This window comes from Sphaerisporangium rhizosphaerae (assembly GCF_042665155.1).
Lineage (GTDB): Bacteria > Actinomycetota > Actinomycetes > Streptosporangiales > Streptosporangiaceae > Sphaerisporangium > Sphaerisporangium rhizosphaerae.
On sequence record NZ_JBHTCG010000013.1, the window covers coordinates 109,154 to 132,334 of the forward strand.

Annotated in this window: 15 protein-coding genes and 1 riboswitch; of the genes, 14 read left to right on the top strand and 1 reads right to left on the bottom strand. The window is 74.9% G+C overall.

The window, feature by feature from the left end; translation table 11 throughout:
* Positions 1–373: 373 nt before the first annotated feature.
* The 12 genes from ACFQSB_RS20695 (at position 374) to ACFQSB_RS20750 (ending at position 15,496) form a co-directional block, all read left to right on the top strand.
* A complete protein-coding gene (locus ACFQSB_RS20695) occupies positions 374–3,634 on the top strand; it encodes a type 2 lanthipeptide synthetase LanM family protein (protein WP_380828572.1) in 3,261 nt (1,086 codons plus the stop codon).
* Entirely contained in the window at positions 3,624–3,869 is a 246-nt protein-coding gene (locus ACFQSB_RS20700) for a hypothetical protein (protein ID WP_380828464.1), read from the top strand. The genes ACFQSB_RS20695 and ACFQSB_RS20700 overlap by 11 nt, the downstream gene beginning before the upstream one ends.
* 41 nt (positions 3,870–3,910) lie before the next feature.
* Positions 3,911–6,874 (top strand): helix-turn-helix transcriptional regulator, encoded by a 2,964-nt coding sequence (locus ACFQSB_RS20705; RefSeq protein ID WP_380828465.1) that lies wholly within the window; start codon positions 3,911–3,913, stop codon positions 6,872–6,874.
* Between the two features lie 86 nt (positions 6,875–6,960).
* Positions 6,961–10,281, top strand: a complete 3,321-nt coding sequence (locus ACFQSB_RS20710) for a type 2 lanthipeptide synthetase LanM family protein (protein WP_380828466.1) — start codon at positions 6,961–6,963, stop codon at positions 10,279–10,281.
* 175 nt (positions 10,282–10,456) lie between these two features.
* Positions 10,457–12,622, top strand: a complete 2,166-nt coding sequence (locus tag ACFQSB_RS20715; protein WP_380828467.1) for a peptidase domain-containing ABC transporter — start codon at positions 10,457–10,459, stop codon at positions 12,620–12,622.
* Between the two features lie 58 nt (positions 12,623–12,680).
* Positions 12,681–12,863 carry a hypothetical protein gene (locus ACFQSB_RS20720; protein WP_380828469.1) on the top strand — a complete coding sequence of 61 codons (183 nt, stop codon included), beginning with the start codon at positions 12,681–12,683 and terminating at the stop codon, positions 12,861–12,863.
* 94 nt (positions 12,864–12,957) lie between these two features.
* Complete coding sequence (locus ACFQSB_RS20725; RefSeq protein WP_354841132.1) at positions 12,958–13,143, top strand: hypothetical protein; 186 nt, start codon at positions 12,958–12,960, stop codon at positions 13,141–13,143.
* Between the two features lie 30 nt (positions 13,144–13,173).
* Positions 13,174–13,344 (top strand): hypothetical protein, encoded by a 171-nt coding sequence (locus ACFQSB_RS20730; protein ID WP_354919954.1) that lies wholly within the window; start codon positions 13,174–13,176, stop codon positions 13,342–13,344.
* A gap of 24 nt (positions 13,345–13,368) precedes the next feature.
* Positions 13,369–13,551 (top strand): hypothetical protein, encoded by a 183-nt coding sequence (locus ACFQSB_RS20735; protein WP_380828470.1) that lies wholly within the window; start codon positions 13,369–13,371, stop codon positions 13,549–13,551.
* A 51-nt stretch (positions 13,552–13,602) separates the two neighbouring features.
* Positions 13,603–13,782 carry a hypothetical protein gene (locus tag ACFQSB_RS20740; protein WP_354919960.1) on the top strand — a complete coding sequence of 60 codons (180 nt, stop codon included), beginning with the start codon at positions 13,603–13,605 and terminating at the stop codon, positions 13,780–13,782.
* A gap of 41 nt (positions 13,783–13,823) precedes the next feature.
* A complete protein-coding gene (locus ACFQSB_RS20745; protein WP_354841143.1) occupies positions 13,824–14,000 on the top strand; it encodes a hypothetical protein in 177 nt (58 codons plus the stop codon).
* Positions 14,001–14,131: 131 nt separating this feature from the next.
* A complete protein-coding gene (locus tag ACFQSB_RS20750) occupies positions 14,132–15,496 on the top strand; it encodes a cobalt-precorrin-5B (C(1))-methyltransferase (protein ID WP_380828471.1) in 1,365 nt (454 codons plus the stop codon).
* Positions 15,497–15,515: 19 nt separating this feature from the next.
* Here ACFQSB_RS20750 and cobG read toward each other — a convergent pair whose 3' ends face one another.
* The gene (gene cobG, locus ACFQSB_RS20755) at positions 15,516–17,081 is read right to left on the bottom strand and encodes a precorrin-3B synthase (protein WP_380828472.1); all 1,566 of its coding nucleotides are present in this window, start codon (positions 17,079–17,081) and stop codon (positions 15,516–15,518) included.
* Positions 17,082–17,167: 86 nt separating this feature from the next.
* Positions 17,168–17,293: riboswitch (cobalamin riboswitch) on the top strand.
* 55 nt (positions 17,294–17,348) lie between these two features.
* On the opposite strand from cobG, the gene cobN reads away from it, so the two are divergent.
* A complete protein-coding gene (gene cobN / locus ACFQSB_RS20760) occupies positions 17,349–21,236 on the top strand; it encodes a cobaltochelatase subunit CobN (protein ID WP_380828473.1) in 3,888 nt (1,295 codons plus the stop codon).
* A 97-nt stretch (positions 21,237–21,333) separates the two neighbouring features.
* Positions 21,334–23,166 carry a glycoside hydrolase family 15 protein gene (locus tag ACFQSB_RS20765; protein WP_380828474.1) on the top strand — a complete coding sequence of 611 codons (1,833 nt, stop codon included), beginning with the start codon at positions 21,334–21,336 and terminating at the stop codon, positions 23,164–23,166.
* Positions 23,167–23,181: the final 15 nt, after the last annotated feature.

A 23,181-nucleotide genomic window follows, 5' to 3' on the forward strand; every position in this document is an offset into this window, starting at 1 on the left:
CATGGGTGCTGACATTGCAGAAGGACACGAGATCGTGCCCCGATGACGCTGATAATCACAAAACGCATCGATCATGCGCTTTTGTTCAGATCTGTGGAGAAGTACCGCTTGGATGCCGCGGCGGCCCGGCGGATGCATTCGCCCAATCCAGGCCGGTAAGGAAACGAGGGCCCGCTTCGGCCGCGCGCACCCCGGCGGGCACCGTGCGGGATGGCGGGCACCGTGCGGGACGGCGGGGCATCTGACACGCACCGTGCCAGGGGGCGCGAGCGGTGCGGGACCGGGGGCGCAGGAGGCGGAACGCAGAATATGGGGGCTTCGCCCCCATGTCGGGTGCCGGGCGGGGAAGCGATACTCGGGCGCTGTGACCCCTATGAGCCCGTCCGTCGCCGCGCCGCCCCGGACCCGCACCGTGGTTCACGGGCAGACGCCTCCCGCTCTCTCGGCCCCCTCGGCTCCGGAGGCCGTCGCCCGCGTGCCGGGCGGCTCCACCGGGCCGGCCGCGAGCCTGTCCGACGCCGTACAGCCGCTCGTCCGCCGCGCGGCGGACCGGCTGGTGGCCGGCGGATCGCGCATCGAGGGCATCAAGGGCATCGAGGGCATCAAGGGCGGCCGAAGCGCTGATGGCGCCGATGGCGCGGGACTCGTCCTCGCCTCGATCCGCGAACGGTTCGCGGCCGACCTGACGGCCGCGCTGACGCGCATCGCGGCCCGCGTCCTGGTGTACGAGCTGAACGAGCGGCGGGCCGGGGGGCGGCTGGCGGGAGGCACACCGGCCGAGCGGTTCGCTGGCTTCGTGCGCCAGGTGGGCACCGGAGACGGGCTGGCGGCACTGCTGAAGGACTACCCCGTGCTGGCCCGCCTGCTGGACCAGGCCGCCGACCAGGCGGTGGAGACCGGGCTGGAACTGCTGACCCGCTTCACCGGGGACGGCGCGCACCTGCGGGAACTCCTGGGAGGCGATCCGGGCGGCCTGGTGGAGTTCTCCGCGGCGGGCGACGGCCATGTCGGCGGTCGCGCGGTCGCCCTGGTGACGCTGGCCGGCGGAGCGAAGGTCGTCTACCGTCCGCGGCCGGTCGAGGCGCACGTCTGTTTCGGCGAGGTGGCCGGCTGGCTCAACGAACGCGTGCCCGGCCTCGGCCTGCGCACGCCGCGGGTGGCGCGCCGGGACGGCTACGGCTGGACCGAGTTCGTGCCCGCCGAGCCGTGCGCCGACGCCGCCGAGGTCGAGCGGTTCTACGTGCGGGCCGGCGCGCTGCTGGCCCTGCTGTACGCGCTGAACGCCGTGGACGTCCACTACGAGAACCTCATCGCCTGCGGAGGGCAGCCGGTGCTGGTCGACGTCGAGACGCTGTTCCATCCGGCGCTGCCGGTGGAGGCGTCCGCCGACCCGGCGCTGCACGCGCTGCGGGACTCGGTGCAGCGCACCGCCCTGCTGCCGAAGCTGATGGTCGGTGAGCTCGGCGCCCTGGACATCTCCGGGCTGGGCGGCGACAAGGACGAGGTGTACCCCTTCCTGGCCCCCCAGTGGGAGGAGGCCGGGACCGACACCATGCGGCTGGTGCGCGGCGTCGCCCGATTCGCCGGGGCGGCCAACCGTCCCCGTCTGGACGGGGTGGACGCCGACCCGGCCGACCACGTGCCGAGCCTGCTCGCCGGATTCCGGCGGGCCTACGACGCCATCGCGGCCGGGCGCGAGGAACTGCTTCGCGGGCCGCTGTCGCGGTTCGGCCGGGCCCAGGTGCGTGTGCTGCTGCGGCCGACGCGGTTCTACGGCGAACTGATGATCGAGTCGACCCACCCCGACGTGGTCAGGACGGCCGCCGACAGGGACGAGGTGTTCGGCCTGCTGGAGGCCGTGTCCGCCGGCGACCCGGCGCGGACGGCGGCGGTGCCGTCCGAGCGGGCCGACCTGTGGGCGGGGGACATCCCCTACTTCAGCGCGGTCCCGGGCTCGCCGGAGATCCGCGACAGCCGGGGCGAACCGTTGTCGTGGCGGCCGGCGGAGTGCGGGCTGGACACCGTGGCCGCCAAGCTCTCCCGGCTCGGCACGGCCGACCGGGAGAACCAGGAATGGCTCATTCAGGCCTCGATGGCGGCCCGGTCGGCCGCCGGACCACGCGAGCCGGCGGACGGGACGACGGGCGGACCGCCGGAGCCGGGGGACGAGGCGTCCACCACACGGCGAGCACCGGAGGACGGCACGACTCACGGGCGAAGAGTGCCCGAGGAGGGCATGGCTCACGGGCGGCGAGCGTCCGAGGAGGGCATGGCTCAGGGGCGGCGAGCGTCCGAGGAGGGCATGGCTCACGGGCGGCCGGGGCCGGGGAGCCGGGGGGCCGGTGGGCGGCACGTGCCGGGGGAGTCGCCGGGGGCGCCGTCCCAGGCGATGGTGCCCCATCCTGAGGCGCTCGTCGCCGCGGCGCGCGGCATCGCGGACCGCCTGTGCGCGACCGCCCACCGCGACGGCGGCACGGTGAACTGGCTCGGCCTGGAGCCCGTCGAAGACGGCCGCTGGATGGTCATGCCGCTGGGCGGCGGGCTGGCCGGCGGTTACCTCGGCGTCGCGCTGTTCCTGGCCGAGGCGAGCCGCGCGACCGGGATCTCCCGCTACATGGACGTCGCCCGGATGGCGGTGCGTCCCATCCCGCGGCTGCTGGAGCAGATCGGTGCGAACCCGGAGCTGCTCCGGGCGGTGGGGTGCGGCGGTTTCGGCGGGCTCGGCGGCATCGCGTTCGGCCTGTCACAGCTCGGCCTCCTGCTCGGAGACTCGGAGGTGACGAGCTGGGTCGCGCCCGCGGTGGAGGCCGCGGGTGCGGCGGTCACCGACGAGGCGCCGCTGGACGTCCACGACGGCCTGGCGGGATGCCTGGCCGCGATGCTCGCCGTCCGGCAGACCACCGGTTCGGAGGTGGCCGGCCGCGTGGCGGCGGCGTGCGCCGAGCGCCTGACCTCGGCGGCGCCCTCGGCGGACCTGCCGCCGGGGTTCGCCTTCGGCGCCGCCGGCGTCGGATGGGCGCTGGCCAGGTACGGGCGCGGCGATGCGGGGGGCAAGATGGGGGCTCGCCTGCTCGCGGACGCCCGGGCACGGGCGCCCGAAGAGAACACCTGGTGCCACGGCGGGGCGGGTGTGCGCCTCGCCCTGGCGGACACCGCCGACACCCCGGACATCCCGGCGGATGCCGCGGAGGCCGCGCCCACCACGCTCACCATGGTCACCGCGGACGCCGCTCTCGCGGGCGGCTCCCCATCCCCCATGAACGCGGGGGTCTCGCCGGGCGGGCACACAGGCGCCGGCGTCCCGGCGGGCAGCCCCTCAAGGTCGGCCGGGATGACGCTGGGCGGCCATGGTCTGTGCCATGGCGAGACGGGGCGGTTGGAGACGTTGAGTGCGCCGGCGCGGCGGGGAGACGCTTCGGCGCGGCGTGAGCTGCGCCGGGACGCCGGCAGGTTGCTGGCCTCGCTGGACACTCATGGAGCGCGGTGCGGCACTCCCCGCCACGCTCCGACCCCGGGCCTGCTCGACGGCCTGGCCGGCATCGGCCATGGACTGCTCAGGCTGGCCCTTCCGGAGACAACGACGTCGGTGCTGCTGCTGCGGCCCGCTGATGAAGGAGAGATCCGTGGAAAGTGACAACCGTGAGACCGCCGGGGGGCCGGCCGCGACCTGGCAGGAGCGGGTGGGCCGTCCGGCCGGCTCGATCATGATCAGGCTGGCCGGGGTCTCCCCGGTGACCCGTGCTCTGGTGCTGGCCGGGCTGACGGCGGGGACGACGCTCGTGCTGGGCTCGCCCGACACCGCGGCGGGCGTCGTGCTGGCCGCCGGCGGGGACGACACCGTCCTCCCGGTCACCGTCAGCACCTGCTAAAAGCCCATATTTCGTGACATGGCGGCAGATAATCTGTCGTCATGTCATTCACCTCCCCCATTCTGGTCGGGCGTGAGCGCGAAATCGAAGAACTCGACCGGCGCCTGTCCGCCGCCCGTCAAGGGCGCGGCGGCGCGGTCTTTCTGCTCGGCGACCCCGGGATAGGCAAGTCCCGCCTATCCGCCGACTGCGCGTATCGCGCATTCGACACCGGAATGACAGTGTTACGGGGACGCGGCGGCAACGTCAGCGCGGACATCCCGTTCAAACCGTTATGCGAGGCGCTGCTCTCCTACAGCAGGACCAACCCCCCGCCCGACGACCCCGCGCTGGCGCCTTACCTGCCGGCGCTGACCCGGCTGGTCCCGGAGTGGCGGCGGGCGGGGATCGCCGGCCACCTGGAGTCGGTGGTGGTCCTGGCCGAGGCCATCCTGCGCCTGCTGGCGGTGATCGGGCGGGACGGCGGCTGCCTGCTCATCCTGGAGGACCTGCACGAGGCGGACGCCGACACGCTCGCCGTCGTGGAGTACCTGGCCGACAACCTCGCCGAGACGCCCGCCCTCCTGCTGGCCAACCTGCGCAGCCACGCGGGACCCGCCCGCGCCGTCGCGGAGTCGTGCCACCTGCGGCGCACCGCGGGCCTCATCGACCTGGCGCCGCTGCCGCCCGACCAGCTCGCACGCCTGACGGCCGCCTGCCTGGACGTCTCGCCGGAGGACCTGCCCCGCCAGTTGGTCGGCCGTTTGGAACGTGACACCGCGGGCGTCCCGTTCATCGTCGAGGAACTGCTCGCCGCCATGGCCGGCGTCGGCGCCCTGGAGCGCGACGGCCGGCGCTGGCGGCTGAACGGCGACCCCGCGATCGACGTGCCGACCACGCTGGTCCGTAGCATCACGCTGCGCGCCGCGCACCTGGGCCCCTCGGCCCGGGATCTGCTGCACACGGCGGCGATCTTCGGCTCCCGCTTCCCGGTCCCGGTGATCCAGGAGGCCGCCGGCCTGGACGACCGCGAGGTCATGGCCTTCCTGCGGTCGGCGACCGACGCGCGGCTCATCACACCGGACGACTCCGCCAGCGACTGGTACGCCTTCCGCCACGCGCTGATGGCCGAGGCCCTGCTGTCCGCGCTGATCCCGGCCGAGCGCAAGCTGATCGCGCGCGGCGCGGCCGACGCGCTGGAGCGCCTGCACCCCGGGCTGCCCGGGGAGTGGTGCCAGATGGCGGCCACCCTGCGCCTGAGCGCGGGGGACGCGCTCGGCGCGGCCGGTATGCTGGCCGACGCCGGTCGCCGCCTGCTGGGCGACGGCGCCGCCGACCTCGCCGTCACGCTGCTGGACCGCGCCTACGGCATGCTCGGCTCCGCCCCCGCCGACCTGCGGGCGAGCGCCATCCAGGGGTTGCTGCACGCGCTGACCGAGAGCGGGGAGGCCGACCGCGCCTACGCGCTCGCCAAGGACCTGCCGATCACCGGCGACCTGGCGATGACCATCCCGCACGAGATCGACCTGCGCACCAAGCTGGCGTGGGTGGCCGCCGAGATCGGCCAGACCGCCGACGGCCTCGCGCACGTCGCCGCGGTCCGAAGGCTCCTCGACATCGGCCCCGACGAGGCCAGGGCCGCCGCCATCGACGTGATCGAGGCCCAGCTCATCGTCCCCGACCACGGCGTGCTGCAGCAGAGCCCCCAGCGGATGGCCGCCGCGGAGACCCTCGTGCGGCGGGCGGCCGAGGTCGCTGAGCGCGTCCCGCTCCCCGAGGTGGCCTGCCAGGCGTGGGAGCGGATGGCGCTGTTCTCCCGCGTCCGCGGGTTCGACGAGCCCGACCGGTGCCTGACCCGGGTGCTGACCATCGCCGACGCCCACGGGCTGAGGCTGTGGAAGCTGCGGGCGATGGTGCGCCTGGCCGCCAACCACGCCCTGCGCACCGGCGAACGGGACCGGCTGGAGGAGGTCGGCAGGGCGGCGGAGCGGGCCGGCGCGATCAGCCTGGTCCACACCGCCCAGGCATCCCTGGTGATGATGGCGGTCCTGCGCGGCGAGTACGGCGAGGCCCACGAGCTGGCCGTGCCGTGCGTCGAGACGACCATCCGCCTCGGCCACACCGCCTACACCCAGTACCTTCTGCTCGCCCAGGCCACGCTCGCCGCCCACCAGGCCAAGCGCGCGGACATGGAGCTGGCGCTGGAGCGGTTCCGCCGGTGGGGAGGGGAGAACAGCCTGCACATGCCGGTCGTCCACGGCCTGTGCCAGGCCACGTGCGCCCTGCTGGAGGAGGACCGCGACCTGTGCGCCGAGATGCTGGCCAAGGCGCGGGACTGGGAGGAGCGTAACCCCACCGTCTACTACCTGACCGGCAGGTACGGCATCGGCGTGCTCATGGAGGTGCTGGCCGGGCGGGCGGGCCGCGCCGAATGGCGGGCCGCGGACGCCACCTCGGCCGCCGAGCTGGCCTGGAACCGGCACTTCCTCCACCTGGCCGACGCGGTGCTGCTGGGCCGCGACGGCGACGCGGAGGGCGCGCTCGCCGCGTTCGCGGCGGCCGCGGAGAACGGCCGGCCGTTCCCGCTCGCCCGGCACCTCGGGCTGCGGCTGGTCGCCGAGGCCGCCTTGGCCGACGGCTGGGGAGAGCCGCTGGTCTGGCTGCGCACCGCCGAGGAGTACTTCCACCAGGCCGGCATCCCCGCCGTCACCGGGGCCTGCCGGGCCATGTTGCGCCAGGCGGGGGCCGCGGTGTCGCAGCGTCGCACCGGACGCGAGCAGGTGCCGAGCCGGCTGCGCGGCCAGGGCGTCAGCGTGCGGGAGTACCAGGTGCTGACCCTGCTCGCCGAACGGCGCGGCAACGTCGACATCGGCAAGCGGCTGTTCATCTCACCCCGGACGGTGGAGAAGCACGTCGCGAGCCTGCTGCACAAGACGGGCCTGCCCGACCGCGCCGCCCTGTACGAGCACGCCGCCGAGCTGATGCGCCGAGCCGACGCGGCCGACGCCCCCATGACGCCCCCGTGAGCCCCCACCGCGCCCCCACGGGGCCCCGGGAATTTGGGGGCGCCGCCCGCATGTGACGCGCGCCGCGGATCGGCACAGTGCTTGTCATGAGCGGACACGGAAAGACGTCGCGGGCGGCGCCCGCCGGGCTCGGCCCGGCGTGGTGGGCGGACGGCCTGACGCTGGCGGAGCGGCTGGACCAGGCCGGCGGGCACCTCCCCGCCGGCCGGCCACCGGAGACGACGGGGGAGACCGCGCGCTGGCGGCTGCGGGAGTGGCGCGACGCCCACGGGCCGCTGGACGACGGACGGTTCGAGCGGCGGCTGGCCGCGGCCGGGCTGAGCGTCGAGGAACTGGCCGCGCTGCTCGACGAGGAACCCGCCGCGCTGGCCGGCCGCGCCGGCCGTCCCGCGTGGGCCGGGCACGCCGCCGAGGCGGTCGCCGCCGCGGGCACGGCGCCGGCCGGGGAGGGGTTCACGGCGGTCGTGGCGCCGTTCGCCGAGGGCGCGCTGCGGCACTTGGCCGGCGCGCTGGCCGAATGCGGACCGGCCGTCGAAGCCGAGGCGCTGCTGGCGGGCTGGGGCGGGGAGCTGCGGCAGCGGCTGGCCGCGCTGGCGGCGCGGACGCTGGTCCTGGAGCTCAACGTCATGCGCGTCGCCCGGCGGCTGTCGGGTGAGACGCCCGAGGAGCGGTTCGCCGGGTTCGTCCGGCACTTCCGGCGGCCCGAGGCGCTGGCGGCGCTGTGCGAGGAGTACCCGGTGCTGGCCAGGCTGCTGGCCGAGACCGCCGACCGGTTCGCCGCCACCCGCGGCGAGATGCTCGCACGCTTCGCGGCCGACCGCGACGAGATCGTCCGCACGCTGCTGGGCGGGGCCGACCCCGGCCCGCTGACCACGGCCGCCGCCGGCGGTGACACCCACCAGGGCGGCCGGTCGGTGAGCGTCCTGGGCTTCGACGGCGGCGCGCGGGTGGTGTACAAGCCGCGCCCGCAGGCCGTCCACCGCCACTTCAACGACGCGCTGGGCCGGCTCAACGAACGCGTCCCCGGCCTCGGCCTCACCCGCCTGGCGGTGCTGGACCGCGGCGCGTACGGCTGGGTGGAGTTCGCACCGCACCTGCCGTGCCGCGACCAGGAGGAGGTCGGCCGCTACTACCACCGGCTCGGCGCGCTGCTCGCGCTGCTGCACGCGCTGGACGGCGCCGACTTCCACTGCGAGAACCTGATCGCCTGCGGGGACCAGCCCGTGCTGGTCGACCTGGAGGCGCTGCTGCACCCCGTGGTGCCGGGCGCGGGATTCGACGGCCTGATGGCGGACCCGGCGGCGCGGGCACTGGAGGCCTCGGTGAGCCGCAGCGGCCTGCTCCCGGACCTGATGCTCGGCGAGAACGGCGTGATCGACCTGTCCGGGATGGGCGGCGACAAGGACGCCACCATGCCCGTCAAGAGCCCCGCGTGGACGGGCCAGGGCACCGACGAGATGCGGCTGGTCCGCGACCACGCGACCTTCCCGGGAGTGAGCAACCGCCCGCGCGTCGGCGACGACGAGGCCGACCCCGCCGACCACGTCGAGGACATCCTGGACGGGTTCGGGCGGGCCTACGAGGCCATCGTCGCGGACGCCGCCGGCCTGACCGGGCTGTTGGCCGTCTTCGCCGACGACGAGGTGCGGGTCGTCCCGCGCGCCACCCGGACCTACGGCAAGCTGATGATGGAGTCCACCCACCCGGACGTGCTGCGTCACGGCCTCGACCGTGACCGCGTCCTGGACCACCTCTGGGCGCTGTCCGGCGGCGACCCGCTCCGCGAGCGGATGACCGAGTACGAGACCGCGGACCTCTGGGCCGGCGACATCCCGATCTTCACGACCCGGCCCGGCGGCCGCGACCTGTGGACCTCCGGCGGCGTCCGGCTCCGCGGCGTGCTGCCCGAGTCCGGCCTGAGCCGCGCCGTCCACAAGATCCAGGGCATGGGCGAGGCCGACCGGCGCCGTCAGGAATGGGTGATCCGCGCGTCGATGGCCTCCCGCGACCGCACCGGCCTGGCCGGCGTCGTCACCGGCGTCGTCACCGGCGTCGTCACCGGCGCCGCGTCCGCGGCACCCGCCGGCGGTGGTCCAGCGGACCGGGACCGGCTGGTCGCCGCCGCCCAGGACATCGCCGACCTGATCGACCGGCACGCCTGCGCCGACGACGGCCGGGTCAACTGGCTCGGGCTGGACCTGGTGGAGGACAAGTACTGGATGCCCCGGCCGCTGTCCTTCGAGCTGTACGGGGGCTACACGGGGGTGGCGCTGTTCCTGGCGCAGTGCGCCGCCGTCACCGGCCGGGAGCGGTACGCCGGCCTGGCCCGCCGCGCGGTCGTCCCCCTCGCCCGGCTCGCGCAGGACCCGCCGGAACAGGGCGTCATGGGCGCGTTCACCGGGCTGGGCGGCGTGGCGTACGCGTTGCTGCACCTGGCCGGCCTGCTCGGCGAGCCCGGCCTGGCGGGACCGGTGGAGGACCTGGTGGAGGCGTGCGCCAAGGCGGCCGGCCACGACGAGGTCCTGGACGTCATCGGCGGTGCCGCCGGCACCCTGGCGACGATGCTCGCGATCCACCGGGCCACCGGATCGGACGCGGCCTGGCGGACGGCGGAGGCGTGCGCCGAGCGCCTGCTCACCACCGCGATCCCCATCGGAGCGGGCATGGCCTGGCGGACGCCCATGTGCGGCGACCTGCCGCTGACCGGCTTCTCGCACGGCGCGGCCGGCATCGGCTGGGCGCTGTGCCGCTACGCCGAGGCGGGCGGCGACCCGCGCGCCCGCGAGATGGCCCTGGCCGCCTTCGCCTACGAGAGCGAGCACTACCGGCCGGACCTGCGGGGCTGGCCCGACTTCCGCACGGGGCAGGGCCCCGGCGACACCCTCCACGCCTGGTGCCACGGCGCCCCCGGCATCGGCCTGTCCCGGACGTCCGCCCTGACCCCGGCCGCCCGGGCGTTCTCCGACCTGACCTCCACCGACCTGACCTCCACCGACCTGACGACCGCCGGCCGGGTGTCCGCGGACCTCCCGTCCGCCGGCCGGGTGTCCGCCGATCCGACGTACGTCGATCAGGTGCGGGCCGACCTCGGCCTCGCGCTGGCCGCCGAGGCGGCGCACGGGCCCATGGCCAACCACAGCCTCTGCCACGGCGAGCTGGGCAACCTCGAACTGCTGATCCGGACCCGCGACCGGCCGGAGGTGGCCGGCCTGCTGACGGCCCGCACGGCTCGCGTGCTCGACGACCTCGAGCGCCACGGCCCGCGCTGCGGCGCGCCCGGTCCGCACACGCCCGGCCTGATGAACGGGCTGGCCGGCATCGGGCACGGGCTGCTCCGGCTCGCCCTGCCCGACCAGATCCCCTCCGTGCTCCTGTTCGAGGCCCCCGCCGGAAAGGACCAGCGATGACCAGGTCGCCGTACGAGGCGCCCCGCCGGGAGCGGGCGCCGATGGCCGTGGCGCCCTTCGGGGTGACGCGCCGAAAGGGACCGGTCATGACCAGGCCGCTGTACGAGGTCCCTCCCTGGGAGCGGTCGCCGATGGCCGGGGCGCCGTGCGGATCGCCGGTCGGGAGGGATCGCTGATGGCCAGGGTTCCGCTGCGGCACCAGCTCACCTCGACCGAATGCGCCGCGGCCTGCCTCGCCATGATCGCCAGCTTCCACGGCCGCGACACCAGGGTCGCCGAATGCCGTGAACTGCTCGGCATCGGCCGCGACGGGGTGTCGGCCGCCCACCTGATCGCCGCCGCCCCCCGCATGGGCCTGCACGCGCGGACCGAGCGGGTGGCGCACCTGGACGGCACCGACGAGCCGGTCATCGCCTACCTCGCCGACCACCACTTCGTCGTCGTCGAACGGGTCACCGCGCGGCGCGTCCGCGTCGCCGACCCCGGAGCCGGCCGCCTCTGGCAGAGCAGGGAGGACTTCGACCGGCGCTACGGCGGCGTGCTGGTCCGCGTGACGCCGGGACCGGACTTCACGCGGCGGCGCACGCCCATGCGCGAGTGGCTCATGCTGCGCTACCTGCGCGACTTCGTGGCGCTGCCCGGCAGCCGCGGCCTGCTCGGCGTCGTGCTGGCCTGCGCGGTCGTGCTCAAGACGCTCGCGCTGGTGCTGCCGATCGCCACCCAGCAGGTCGTCGACACCTTCGTCCCCGACCGGCGGGCCGACATCCTGCCCGTGTTCGCCATCGTGGTGGCCGGCACCACGGTCCTGGCCGGCGCCATGACCCTGCTGCGCGAGCTGGTGGTGCTCGGCCTGCGCGTCCGGGCCGAGGCGACGCTCGGGCGGCGGCTGATCCGCCACATGCTGCGGCTGCCGCTGTCGTTCTTCATCCAGCGCCGCAGGGGCGACCTGCTCGCCCGGCTCGGCAGCGTCTCCACCACGCGCGAGACCGTCACCCAGCGGCTGCTGACGATGGTGCTGGACGCCGCGCTGCTCACCGGCTACCTGATCGGCCTGGCCGTGCTCGCCCCCGGATACGTGCCGGTCGTCGTCGTGCTGGGCGGCGTCCACGTGCTGCTGGTGGTGCGGCTCTCCCCGCGGACGGCGGCGGTCTACCAGCGCGAGCTGTCGGCCAAGGCCGAGGAGCAGAGCTATCTCACCGAGACGCTGGAGGCCGTGATCCCGGTCAAGGCCAACGGGGTGGAGGAGCGGGCCGAGCAGCACTGGGCCGGCCTGTTCGACCGGTACCGCGCGGCCCTGGCCGTGCGCGGCCGGATCACCGCCGGCCTGGAGGCCCTGCACCAGGCCCTCACCACCGCGGCCCCCCTGCTCCTGCTACTGACCGGGCTGGCGCTGGTCCTGAACGGGTCCATGACCATCGGCACGGCGCTCGCCGCCAGTACGGTGGCGCTCGCGGTGCTGGCCCCGATCCAGGGGCTGGCCGGCGCCGGCCAGAGCTATCCGATGCTGCGCAGCCAGATCGAGCGGGTGTACGACATCGTCGACGCCGACGAGGAGCCCAGCGGTCAGGTGCGCCTTGCGCCGGACGCCCCGAGCGGCGTCGAGGTCGAGGGGCTGGTCTTCCACTACCAGTCCGACGGCCCGCCGGTCCTGTCCGGCCTCGCCTTCGCCGTCCAGCCCGGCGACAAGCTCGGCATCGTCGGCCGCACGGGGTCGGGCAAGAGCACCATCGCTTTGCTGGTCCTCGGCCTGCTGCGCCCCACCGCGGGCACGGTGCGCCACGGCGGGCACGACCTGTCCGACCTGGACGTCCACGACCTGCGATCACGCTGCGGCGCCGTCCTGCAGGACCTCAACCTCTTCAACGGCTCGATCAGGGAGAACCTCACTCTGGGCCGGGAGGACGCCACCGAGGCGGAGGTGGTGCGCGCCGCCCGCATCGCCGGACTGCACGACGACGTGGTCGCCATGCCCATGGGATACGGCACGCTCGTCGGCGAGGCCGGAGCCGCGCTGTCGGCCGGGCAGCGGCAGCGGGTCGCCCTGGCCCGCGCCCTGGTCCACAAGCCTCGTCTGCTCATCCTCGACGAGGCCACCAGCCACCTCGACCCCGAGACCGAACGCCGCGTCGACGCGGCGCTGTCCGGGCTCGAGGTCACGCGGATCGTCATCTCGCACCGCCTGAGCGCGATCCGCGACGCCCACCAGATCCTCGTGCTCGACCGCGGCCGCGTCGTCGAGCGCGGCCGGCACGAGGAACTCATCGCACGAGAGGGGACCTACCGGGAGCTGTTCGCACTGGACGCCGAGCCCCGTCCGCGGGTCGAGGCCCTGAACGCGTGAAGCGCGCCGGATGGCCCCGGCGCGCCCGTACACACACCAACGAACTGGAGAGTACGTCATGTCCGACAACGAGCTGATCCGTCAGTGGAAGAACCCGCAGGCCCGCATCGCCGGCCTCGACCACCCGGCCGGGGAGATCGCCCTCACCGAGGAGCAGGTGGTCGGCGGCCGGCCGCCGGTGACCGAGTGGATCGCCTCCCTGGGCTGCTGCCCCACCGGTCTGTGGTGCGGCGGGATCTGAGCCGCCCCCGGGCCCGCGGCACCGCGGGCCCGTCCCGCCGGCACCGTCCGGCGCGGTCCCCCCTCCACCGAAATCTGAACGAAGGAGTCACACCATGTCCGACAACGAGCTGATCCGTCAGTGGAAGAACCCGCAGGCCCGCGTCGCCGGCCTCGTCCACCCCGCTGGGGAGATCGCCCTGGACGACACCCGCGTGGTCGGCGGCCGGCCGCCCAGGACCGAGTACGCCTTCTCCCTCGGCTGCTGCCCCACCGACGCGTTCTGCGCCGGCGGCTTCTGATCGCCACGACGTAGCCGAAGGAGTCATGAGATGTCCGACAACGAGCTGATCCGTCAGTGGAAGAACCCGCAGGCCCGTACCGGTGACCTGGTCCACCCCGCGGGTGAGATCAGCCTGGACGAGCTGGTCGGTGGCATGCCGCCCGCGACGGAGGCGATCGCCTCCTGGGGCTGCTGCCCCACCGGCGTCTACTGCGGCTGACCCGAGTACCGAAGGAGTCGCGCGATGTCGTCCGACGACGAACTGATCCGTCAGTGGAAGGACCCCCGGGTCCGCACCAGGGGGGTCGCGCACCCGGCCGGTGAGATCGACGTCGACGAGGGCCTCGCGCACGTCGTCGGCGGCATGCCGCAGGAGACCTGGCCGCCGGTGATCTCCCACAAATGCTGCACCGTGGACCTCTGCTAGCAGGCCCACACCCCGTTCATCCCCACCGATTCATCGACAAGGAGTTCCCTCATGTCCGACAACGAGCTGATCCGTCAGTGGAAGAACCCGCAGGCCCGCGTCGCCGGCCTCGACCACCCGGCCGGCGAGATCGCCCTGCAGGAGGAGGTGGTCGGCGGGATGCCTCCGCAGACCGAGTTCTTCATCAGCATCGGCTGCTGCGCCACCCGCACTCTCTCCTGCCCCGTGTAGGCGTCACCGCATCTCGGCCTCGTCATTGAAGGAGTTATGAAATGTCCGACAACGAGCTGATCCGTCAGTGGAAGAACCCGCAGGCCCGCGTCGCCGGCCTCGACCACCCGGCCGGCGAGATCACGCTGGACGAGCGGATCGTCGGCGGCCGGGAACCCGCCACCGAGGGCGCGTTCACCTGGGGCTGCTGCAAGCCGACCTGGGGCTTCTGCATCTGACCCGACCCTGTGCCGATCCCGCCCGGTCCGCTCACCGGGCGGGATCCGGCATGTGCCCTGGCGAACCGGGAGAAGCCGGCCCGGCTGGCCCTGCGCGGCGAGCCCGCTCGCGGGATGTGCATTCTTGACCCATGAGCACTGGGTTGCGGTACGGGTGGACGACCGGCGCGTGCGCGACGGCGGCGGTCACCGCCGCCTACACCGCACTGCTCACCGGGACGTTCCCCGACCCGGTGGAGATCGTCCTGCCCCGAGGGCAGCGCCCGTCGTTCGCGCTGGCCACCGAGGAACTCATCCCCGCTCACGTGACACCCCCGCAGAACGGACATCCCCCGCAGCACGGCGAGGCGGCCAGACGGGACGGGCCCGCCGCCCCTGGGGAGACGGCGGGGCGACGTGGGACCGCCGGCCTTGAGGAGACGGCGGGGCGACGTGGGCCCGTCGCCCCTGGGGAGGCGGCGGGGCGACGTGGGACCGCCGGCCTTGAGGAGACGGCGGGGCGACGTGGGACCGCCGCCCCTGGGGAGGCGACGGGGCGACAGGGGACGGCGGAGCCTCGACGGACCGCGGGGGGTCAGGATGCCCCGCCGTATCGGGAGGCCAGGGCCGGGGTGGTCAAGGACGCGGGGGACGACCCGGACGTCACGCACGGCGCGCTGATCCGCGCCGCCGTGCGGCGAGGCGCCCCCGGAACCGGGGTCACCTTCCGCGCGGGGCCGGGCGTCGGCACCGTGACCAAGCCGGGCCTTCCGCTGGAGGTGGGCGAGCCCGCCATCAATCCGGTGCCCCGGGAGATGATGCGCGCCCACGTGGCCCGCGTCGCCGCCGCGCACGGAGCCGCCGGCGACGTGGTCGTCGAGATCTCCGTGGACGGCGGCGAGGAGCTTGCGCGCCGCACCTGGAACCCCCGGCTCGGCATCCTCGGCGGCCTGTCCATCCTCGGCACCACGGGCGTCGTGGTGCCCTACTCGTGCTCGGCGTGGATCGACAGCATCCGGCGCGGCGTGGACGTCGCCCGCGCCGCCGGGCACCGCCACGTGGCGGCGTGCACCGGCAGCACCTCCGAGCGGGTCGCCGCCGAGCTGTACGGGCTGCCGGAGGACGCGCTGCTCGACATGGGCGACTTCGCGGGCGCCGTCCTGAAGTACCTGCGCCGCCACCCCGTTCCCCGGCTCACCGTGGCCGGGGGCGTCGGCAAGCTGTCCAAGCTCGCCGACGGGCATCTCGACCTGCACTCGGGCCGCTCGCAGGTCAGCACCGAGGCGCTGGCGGCGATGGTGCTCGGCGCGGGCGGCGACGAGGCGCTGGCGGCCCGGGTGCGGGACGCCAACACCGCCCTCCAGGCCCTCACCCTCTGCCGGGAGGCGGGGGTGCCCCTCGGCGACCTGATCGCCGCCCGCGCCCGCGCCACCGCCCTGGACGTCCTGCGCGGCGCCCCGGTGGAGGTCGACGTCATCGTCATCGACAGAGCCGGCACCATCGTCGGCCGCACCTAGGCGTCACCTCTGTCACGTGCTATCGATGGTCGCCGGTGCGTGCTCCGGCGACCGCGGTGGCCGTGGCCGGGAGGGCGGTGTGGTGTTCGGAGGTGCCTGGGGACTCGACGTGGTAGCCGTCGGGGGTGGCGGTCACCAGGACGGCCGGGCCGGCGGGGCGTCCGCAGTGGCGCTCGCATCCCGCCCAGTGCACGGGGAGCGGCCGGTGTCCGGTCAGGGCCGGTCCGGTGGCGGGGTGCGAGTGCGAGGTGGCCCGGGTCGCGTCGGACCGGACGTCGGCGAGCGATTTGGCGCAGCCCGGCAGGCCCGTGCAGGCCGTGACTCCGGCCCATGGGGATGCCGCGTCGGTCACCAGCCCGGCGGTGGCCAGGCGGGATGTCCACGCCGCGGCCTCGGCAGGCGCGATGCCGGGGATCACGAGGGTGCGCCACGGGGTCAGCCGGACCTCCGCGCTTCCCGCGTCGGCCGCCTCGGCCACCGCGTGCGCCTGGGCGGCGGTGAGCCGGCCCAGCGCGGCCAGGACGACCAGCGCCACCCGCCCGTCCGCCATGGCGACGATCCCGGGAGATTTCCCGGTGTCCGTACGCCCGGCCGTATCCGTCGTCGCGGCGTCCGGGCCGGTGCGGATGGTGGGGAAGACCTGGGGAGTGCCGGTGGTGAGGCGGGCGGTGATCGCGGCGGGGCCGTCGGTGAGTTCGGCGACGCGCCATGCGCCGGTGCCCTGGGCGGTCCGCTCGGCCAGGAACGCCTCGGCGGCGGCGATCATCACGGGCACCGCGTCGGCGAGGCGGAACCGCAGCCCGGTGTCCTGCCCGGCGAGCAGCAGCACGCATCCGGCCATGCCCGCCCCCTGCCCCGGGTCCCAAGCCTCTATGGACCCGCCCGGACCGGGTTCGTTCCCGGCCCCTGTGTAGCCGGTGACGGGGGAGGGCCGGGTGGGGAGGAGGGTGAGGTCGGCGTGGAGGGGGAGCAGGTCGCGGCGGCCGTCGTCGAGGGCGAACAGGAAACGGCCCGGCAGCTCCGCGAGGGCGGGCCGGGCGAGCACGGCGCCGTCCAGCGCGCGGACGAGGGGGATGACATCGGCGAGGCCCCGCCCGTCGAGGCCGGACAGCGGGCCGGCGAGGATGTTGCGCACCCGCTCGTGGGTGGCCGAGGGCAGCAGCCCGGCGGCGGCCATCCGGTCCGCGAACGCCTGGCCGTCCGCCTCGCCGAGCCCGCGCACCTGCACGTTCGCGCGCGAGGTCAGCTCGATCACGCCCGATCCCCACGTGGTGGCGGCGTCCGCGATGACGCGCAGCCGGTCGGGGGTGAGCAGGCCGCCCGGCGTCCGGAGGCGGGCGACCGCGCCGTCCGCCGCCGTGTGCGTCTGCAGGGCCCCGGGGCAGGCGTCCGGCCGCGACCGGGCCGGGGAACCGGCGCCGTCGGCCGGGCGCGACGGGGAACCGGCCCCGTCGGCCGGGCGCGACGGGGGACCGGCGGTGTCGATCGACCGGGCCGGGGAACCGGCGCCGCCGGGAGGAGCCTGGCCGGGCGGGCGGGTTGTTTCGTTCGCGCTCGCGGGGGTGGAGAAGTCGGCGGCGGCCACGGTGAGGATGGTAACCCCGGCTGATCGCAATAACGACATCTCGCAATAAGTCGGACGACATGATCTGATGGAGGGCGACGGTACTGGAGGAAGCCGGTGTGAGTCCGGCGCGGTCCCGCCACTGTCACCGGGGAGTCAACCCCACCAAGGCCACGGTCCGGCAACGGGCGGGAAGGCCGGGGTGATGCGTCGATCCGGAAGCCAGGAGACTCCAGGCCGCCGTGTGGACCCACGACCCGGGGCGCGGACCCCGAGTGAGGATGTGCCGTGCGCCATCTCCCCTTGCTCCTGCTGTCGACCTCCGACACCGACCTGCTCAGCGCCCGCGCGTGCGGCCTGCCGTACCGGCTCGGCAACCCCGCCCGGCTCACCGCCGCCGGCCTCCCCGAGCTGCTGGACGGCGTGGAACTGGTCGTCGTCCGCCTGCTCGGCGGGCGGCGGGTCTGGCAGGAGGGCCTGGACGCCCTGCTCGCCGGCCCCCGCCCGGTGGTGGTGCTCGGCGGCGAGCAGGCCCCCGACGCCGAGCTGATGGAGCTGTCCACCGTCCCCGGAGGAGTGTGCGCCGAGGCGCACGCCTACCTCGCGCACGGCGGCCCGGCGAACCTGGCAGAGCTGCACCGCTTCCTGTCCGACACCGTGCTGCTCACCGGCCACGGCTTCGCCCCGCCCGAGGCCACCCCCGCCTGGGGCGTCCTGGAACGCCCGGAGTCCGAACCTCCGGTGGGGCAGGACGCCGGCACGGGCGGGGAGGTGACGGCCGATCTCCCCGTCGAGGGGAGGCGGGAGGCGGCCGGTATCCCGGCCACGAACGAGGACCAGAGCGCCCCGGTCACGATCGCGGACGGACCGACCGGTGCCCGGCCGGTGGTGGGGGTGTTGTACTACCGCGCCCACCACGTCGCGGGGAACACCGGGTTCGTGCACGTGCTGTGCGACGCCATCGAGGACGCCGGAGGCCGCCCGCTGCCCGTCTACTGCGCCTCGCTGCGCACGGCGGAGCCGGAACTGCTCCAGGTGCTCGGCGAGGTGGACGCGCTGGTCGTCACCGTGCTCGCCGCCGGAGGGACGCGCCCGGCGACCGCCTCGGCCGGCGGGGACGACGAGGCGTGGGACGTGGGCGCGCTGGCCGGGCTCGACGTGCCGATCCTGCAGGGCCTGTGCCTGACGAGCGACCGGCGGGCGTGGGAGGAGAGCGACGAGGGCCTTTCCCCGCTGGACGCGGCCTCCCAGGTGGCCATCCCCGAGTTCGACGGCCGGATCATCACCGTCCCGTTCTCCTTCAAGGAGGTCGACCAGGACGGGCTGACGGTCTACGTGGCCGACCCCGAGCGCGCCGCCCGCGTCGCCGGGATCGCCGTGCGGCACGCCGTCCTGCGGCACGTGCCCCGCGAGGAGCGGCGGATCGTCGTGATGCTGTCGGCCTACCCGACCAAGCACGCCCGGGTCGGCAACGCGGTCGGCCTGGACACCCCGGCCAGCGTCGTGCGCCTCCTGGCCGCTCTGCGCGCGGACGGGTACGACATCGGCCCCGACGGCGAGGACGGACTTCCCGGCGTGGCCGACCTGGACGGCGACGCGCTGATCCACGCGCTGATCGCCGCCGGCGGCCAGGACCAGGACTGGCTCACCGAGGAGCAGCTCGCCGGCAACCCGGTGCGGATCTCCGCCGCCCGCTACCGCGCCTGGTACGCGACGCTCCCCGGGGACCTGCGCGCCCGCGTCGAGCGGCACTGGGGCCCGGCGCCCGGCGAGCTGTTCGTCGACCGCTCCCGCGACCCCGGCGGGGAGATCGTGCTGGCGGCGCTTCGCGCGGGCAACGTCGTGGTGATGGTCCAGCCGCCGCGCGGGTTCGGCGAGAACCCGATCGCGATCTACCACGACCCGGACCTGCCGCCGAGCCACCACTACCTGGCCGCCTACCGCTGGCTGCGGGACGAGGAGGGCTTCGGCGCGCACGCCGTCGTGCACGTCGGCAAGCACGGCAACCTGGAGTGGCTGCCCGGCAAGTCGGCCGGAATGTCGGCCTCCTGCGGCCCGGACGCCGCGCTCGGCGACCTGCCGCTGATCTACCCGTTCCTGGTGAACGACCCCGGGGAGGGCACCCAGGCCAAGCGCCGCGCCCACGCCACCCTGGTGGACCACCTGGTGCCGCCGATGGCGCGGGCCGACACCTACGGCGACATGGCCCGGCTGGAGCAGCTGCTGGACGAACACGCCTCGATCGCGGCCATGGACCCGGCCAAGCTGCCCGCGGTCCGCGCGCAGATCTGGACGCTCATCCAGGCCGCCCGGCTGGACCACGACCTCGGCGTCGCCGACCGGCCGCACGACGCCGAGTTCGACGACTTCCTGCTGCACGTGGACGGCTGGCTGTGCGAGGTCAAGGACGTGCAGATCCGCGACGGCCTGCACGTGCTGGGCCAGGCACCCAGGGGACGGGCCCGGGTGGACCTGGTGCTGGCGATGCTGCGCGCCCGGCAGATGTGGGCGGGCGACCAGGCGCTGCCGGGCCTGCGCGAGGCGCTTGGCCTGGCCGAGGACGGCACCGCCGGGCGCACGGACACCGACGAGGCCGAGGAGATCGCCGCCGCGCTCGTCGAGGGCATGGAGGCCCGCGACTGGGACCCGGCCGCCGTCCCGGAGGTCTGCGCCGCCGTCTTCGCCGCCCGCCCGGCGCCCGCGACGACCGCCGGCACGGCGGACGGGGCGGCCGACGTCCCCCAGGACTCCCGAGCCGAACCGCCGGCGCTGCCGGAGGACGCCGGAGGAGCGGAGGCCGGGCAGGTGGCGGTGCCGCCGATGGTGGCGTCGATCCTGGGGTTCGCGGCCACGGAGATCGTGCCGCGGCTGGACAGGACGGGGGACGAGATCGGCGCCGTCCTGCACGCCCTGGACGGCGGGTACGTCCCGGCCGGGCCGAGCGGCTCACCGCTGCGCGGGCTGGTCAACGTGCTGCCGACCGGCCGGAACTTCTACTCGGTGGACCCCAAGGCGGTGCCGAGCCGCCTGGCCTGGGAGACCGGCCAGGCGATGGCCGCCTCGCTGCTGGCCCGCTACCGGGCCGACACCGGCGACTGGCCCCGCTCGGTGGGCCTGTCGATCTGGGGCACCAGCGCCATGCGGACGGCCGGGGACGACGTGGCCGAGGTGCTCGCCCTGCTGGGCGTCCGCCCGGTGTGGGACGAGGCGTCCCGCCGGGTCACCGGCCTCGCGCCGATCGCGCCCGACGAGCTGGGACGGCCCCGCGTGGACGTCACCGTCCGCATCAGCGGCTTCTTCCGCGACGCCTTCCCGCACGTCGTGGTCATGCTGGACGACGCGGTGCGGCTGGTCGCCGCGCTGGAGGAGCCGGAGGAGGTGAACTACGTCCGGGCGCACGCCCAGGCCGACCTCGCCGCGCACGGGGACGAGCGGCGGGCCACCATGCGCGTGTTCGGCTCGCGGCCGGGCGCCTACGGGGCGGGGCTGCTGCCGCTGATCGACAGCCGCGACTGGCGCGACGACGCCGACCTCGCGGAGGTGTACGCGGTGTGGGGCGGCTTCGCCTACGGCAGGGATCTGGACGGCACGCCCGCCCGGGCCGACATGGAGGCCGCCTACCGGCGCATCGCCGTGGCGGCCAAGAACGTCGACACCCGCGAGCACGACATCGCCGACTCCGACGACTACTTCCAGTACCACGGCGGCATGGTCGCCACCGTGCGGGCCCTGACCGGCCGCGCCCCCGCGGCCTACATCGGCGACAGCACGCGGCCTGACGCGGTGCGCACCCGCAGCCTGGCGGAGGAGACGGCGCGCGTCTTCCGCGCCCGGGTGGTGAACCCGCGCTGGGTGGAGGCCATGCGGCGCCACGGCTACAAGGGCGCGTTCGAGCTGGCCGCGACCGTGGACTACCTGTTCGGCTACGACGCGACGACCGGCGTGGTGGCCGACTGGATGTACGACACGCTGGCCGCGACGTACGTGCTGGACCCGGAGAACCGGCGTTTCCTCGCCGAGTCCAACCCCTGGGCGCTGCACGGCATGGCCGAACGCCTGCTGGAGGCCGCGAGCCGCGACATGTGGGCCCGCCCCGACCCCGCGGTGCTGAACGCCCTGCAGGAGATCTACCTGAAGGTGGAGGGCGACATCGAGGCCGGCGCGGAGGACGGCTGATCGCTCGCCTCGCCCCGATGCGGGTATGGGCCTAGAAGCGAGGCCACCGAGGAGGGCCAGAAGCGGGGCCACCGGGGAGGGGCGGTGTGAGGCGACCATGACGAGGACACCCATCGCCGGATACGCGCTGCTGTCGGACCGGCACTCGGCCGCGCTGGTCGGCACGGGCGGATCGGTGGACTGGCTGTGCCTGCCCCGGTTCGACAGCCCGTCGCTGTTCGCGGCGATGCTCGACGAACGGGCGGGGTCGTGGTCGATCCGCCCGGCCGGCCCGTACGCGGTGACGCGCCGTTACCTGCCGCAGACCATGGTGCTGGAGACGACGTTCGAGACCGCCACCGGCGTCCTGGTGCTCACCGACGCGCTCCTGGTCGGCGAGGACCCCGACGTCCACCGGCTCGGCGCCGACGCCCCGCACGTGCTGGCCCGGTGCGCCACGTGCGCGCGCGGGTCGGTCGAGCTGGAGGCCCGCTGCGTGCCGAGGCCGGAGTACGGGCTGGTCATGCCGCTGCTGACGGCCGTGCCCGGCGGTGTGCGCGCCCGGGGCGGGCCCGACCAGGTCGCGCTGTCCACGCCGATCCCGTACTCGGTCATGGCCGAGGAGGCCGCCGGCGCGGCGACGCTGGAGGAGGGCACGACGCTGCGCTTCGCCCTGCACTGGAGCATGGCGTCGGAGCCGCCGCCCGACCTGTGGGACGACCAGCGCATCGCCGCGGGCATGGAGACCACCGTTGCCCGCTGGCGGGAGTGGTCGCGGGCCCACCAGGCCTACGAGGGGCCGTACCGCGAGCTGGTCGCGCACTCCGGCAGGGTGCTGTACGCGCTGTCCTACCAGCCCACCGGCGCGGTGGTGGCGGCGCCGACCACCTCGCTGCCGGAGGCGCCCGGCGGGGAGCGCAACTGGGACTACCGCTACTCGTGGGTGCGGGACGCGAGCTTCACGATGAACGCGCTGTGGGTCGCGGCCTGCCCGGACGAGGCCGACCAGTTCCTCGCCTGCATGACGACCGCCGCCGCGACCTACGAGCCGGCGCGGGCGTTGCAGATCGTCTTCGGCGTCGGCTGCGAGCACGACCTGTCCGAGCGGGAGTTGCCGCATCTGAGCGGGTGGCGCGGCAGCCGGCCGGTCCGGGTGGGCAACGACGCGTGGCGGCAGCAGCAGGTCGACGTCTACGGGGAACTGCTGGACGCCGTCCATTGCGTGTCCAGCCAGCTCGGGGACTTCGACCGGCCGGTGCGCGCGTTCCTGACCGCGCTCGCCGACGCGGCGATCGCGCAGTGGCGCGAGCCCGACCACGGCATCTGGGAGATCCGGGGCGAGCGCCGGCACTACCTGCATTCCAAGGCGATGTGCTGGGTCGCCGTCGACCGCGCCATCAGGCTGGCCGGGCGCCTCGGGGCCCGGCACCGCGTCGGCGAGTGGCGGGCGGCGGCCGAGGAGATCAGGGACACCATCCTGCGCGAGGGGTGGAGCCGGAAGGCCGGCGCCTACACCCAGGCGTTCGGCTCCGCCGACCTGGACGCCTCGGTGCTGATGCTGCCGATCATCGGGCTGGTGCCGGCGGACCATCCGCGGATGCTCGCCACCATCGACGCCATCGCCGAGCGGCTGGTCGACGAGCACGGGCTGGTCTACCGCTATCTGATGGACGACGGGCTGCCGGGGGAGGAGGGGGCGTTCCTGCTGTGCACGTTCTGGCTGGCGCAGGCCCAGGCGCTGGCCGGACGGCACGAGGAGGCGCGGGCCGTCTTCGAGCGGGCGGGGACCTACATCAACGATGTCGGGCTGATGGCCGAGGAGGTCTGCCCGCGCACCGGGGAGTTCCTCGGCAACTTTCCTCAGGCCTTCAGTCACATCGGACTGATCAACGCCGCTTGGGCGCTGTCCCAGACCGAGCACGGCGGCCGCTTCGAGCCTGCCTGCCGATAGGGGCCCCTGAGTTCG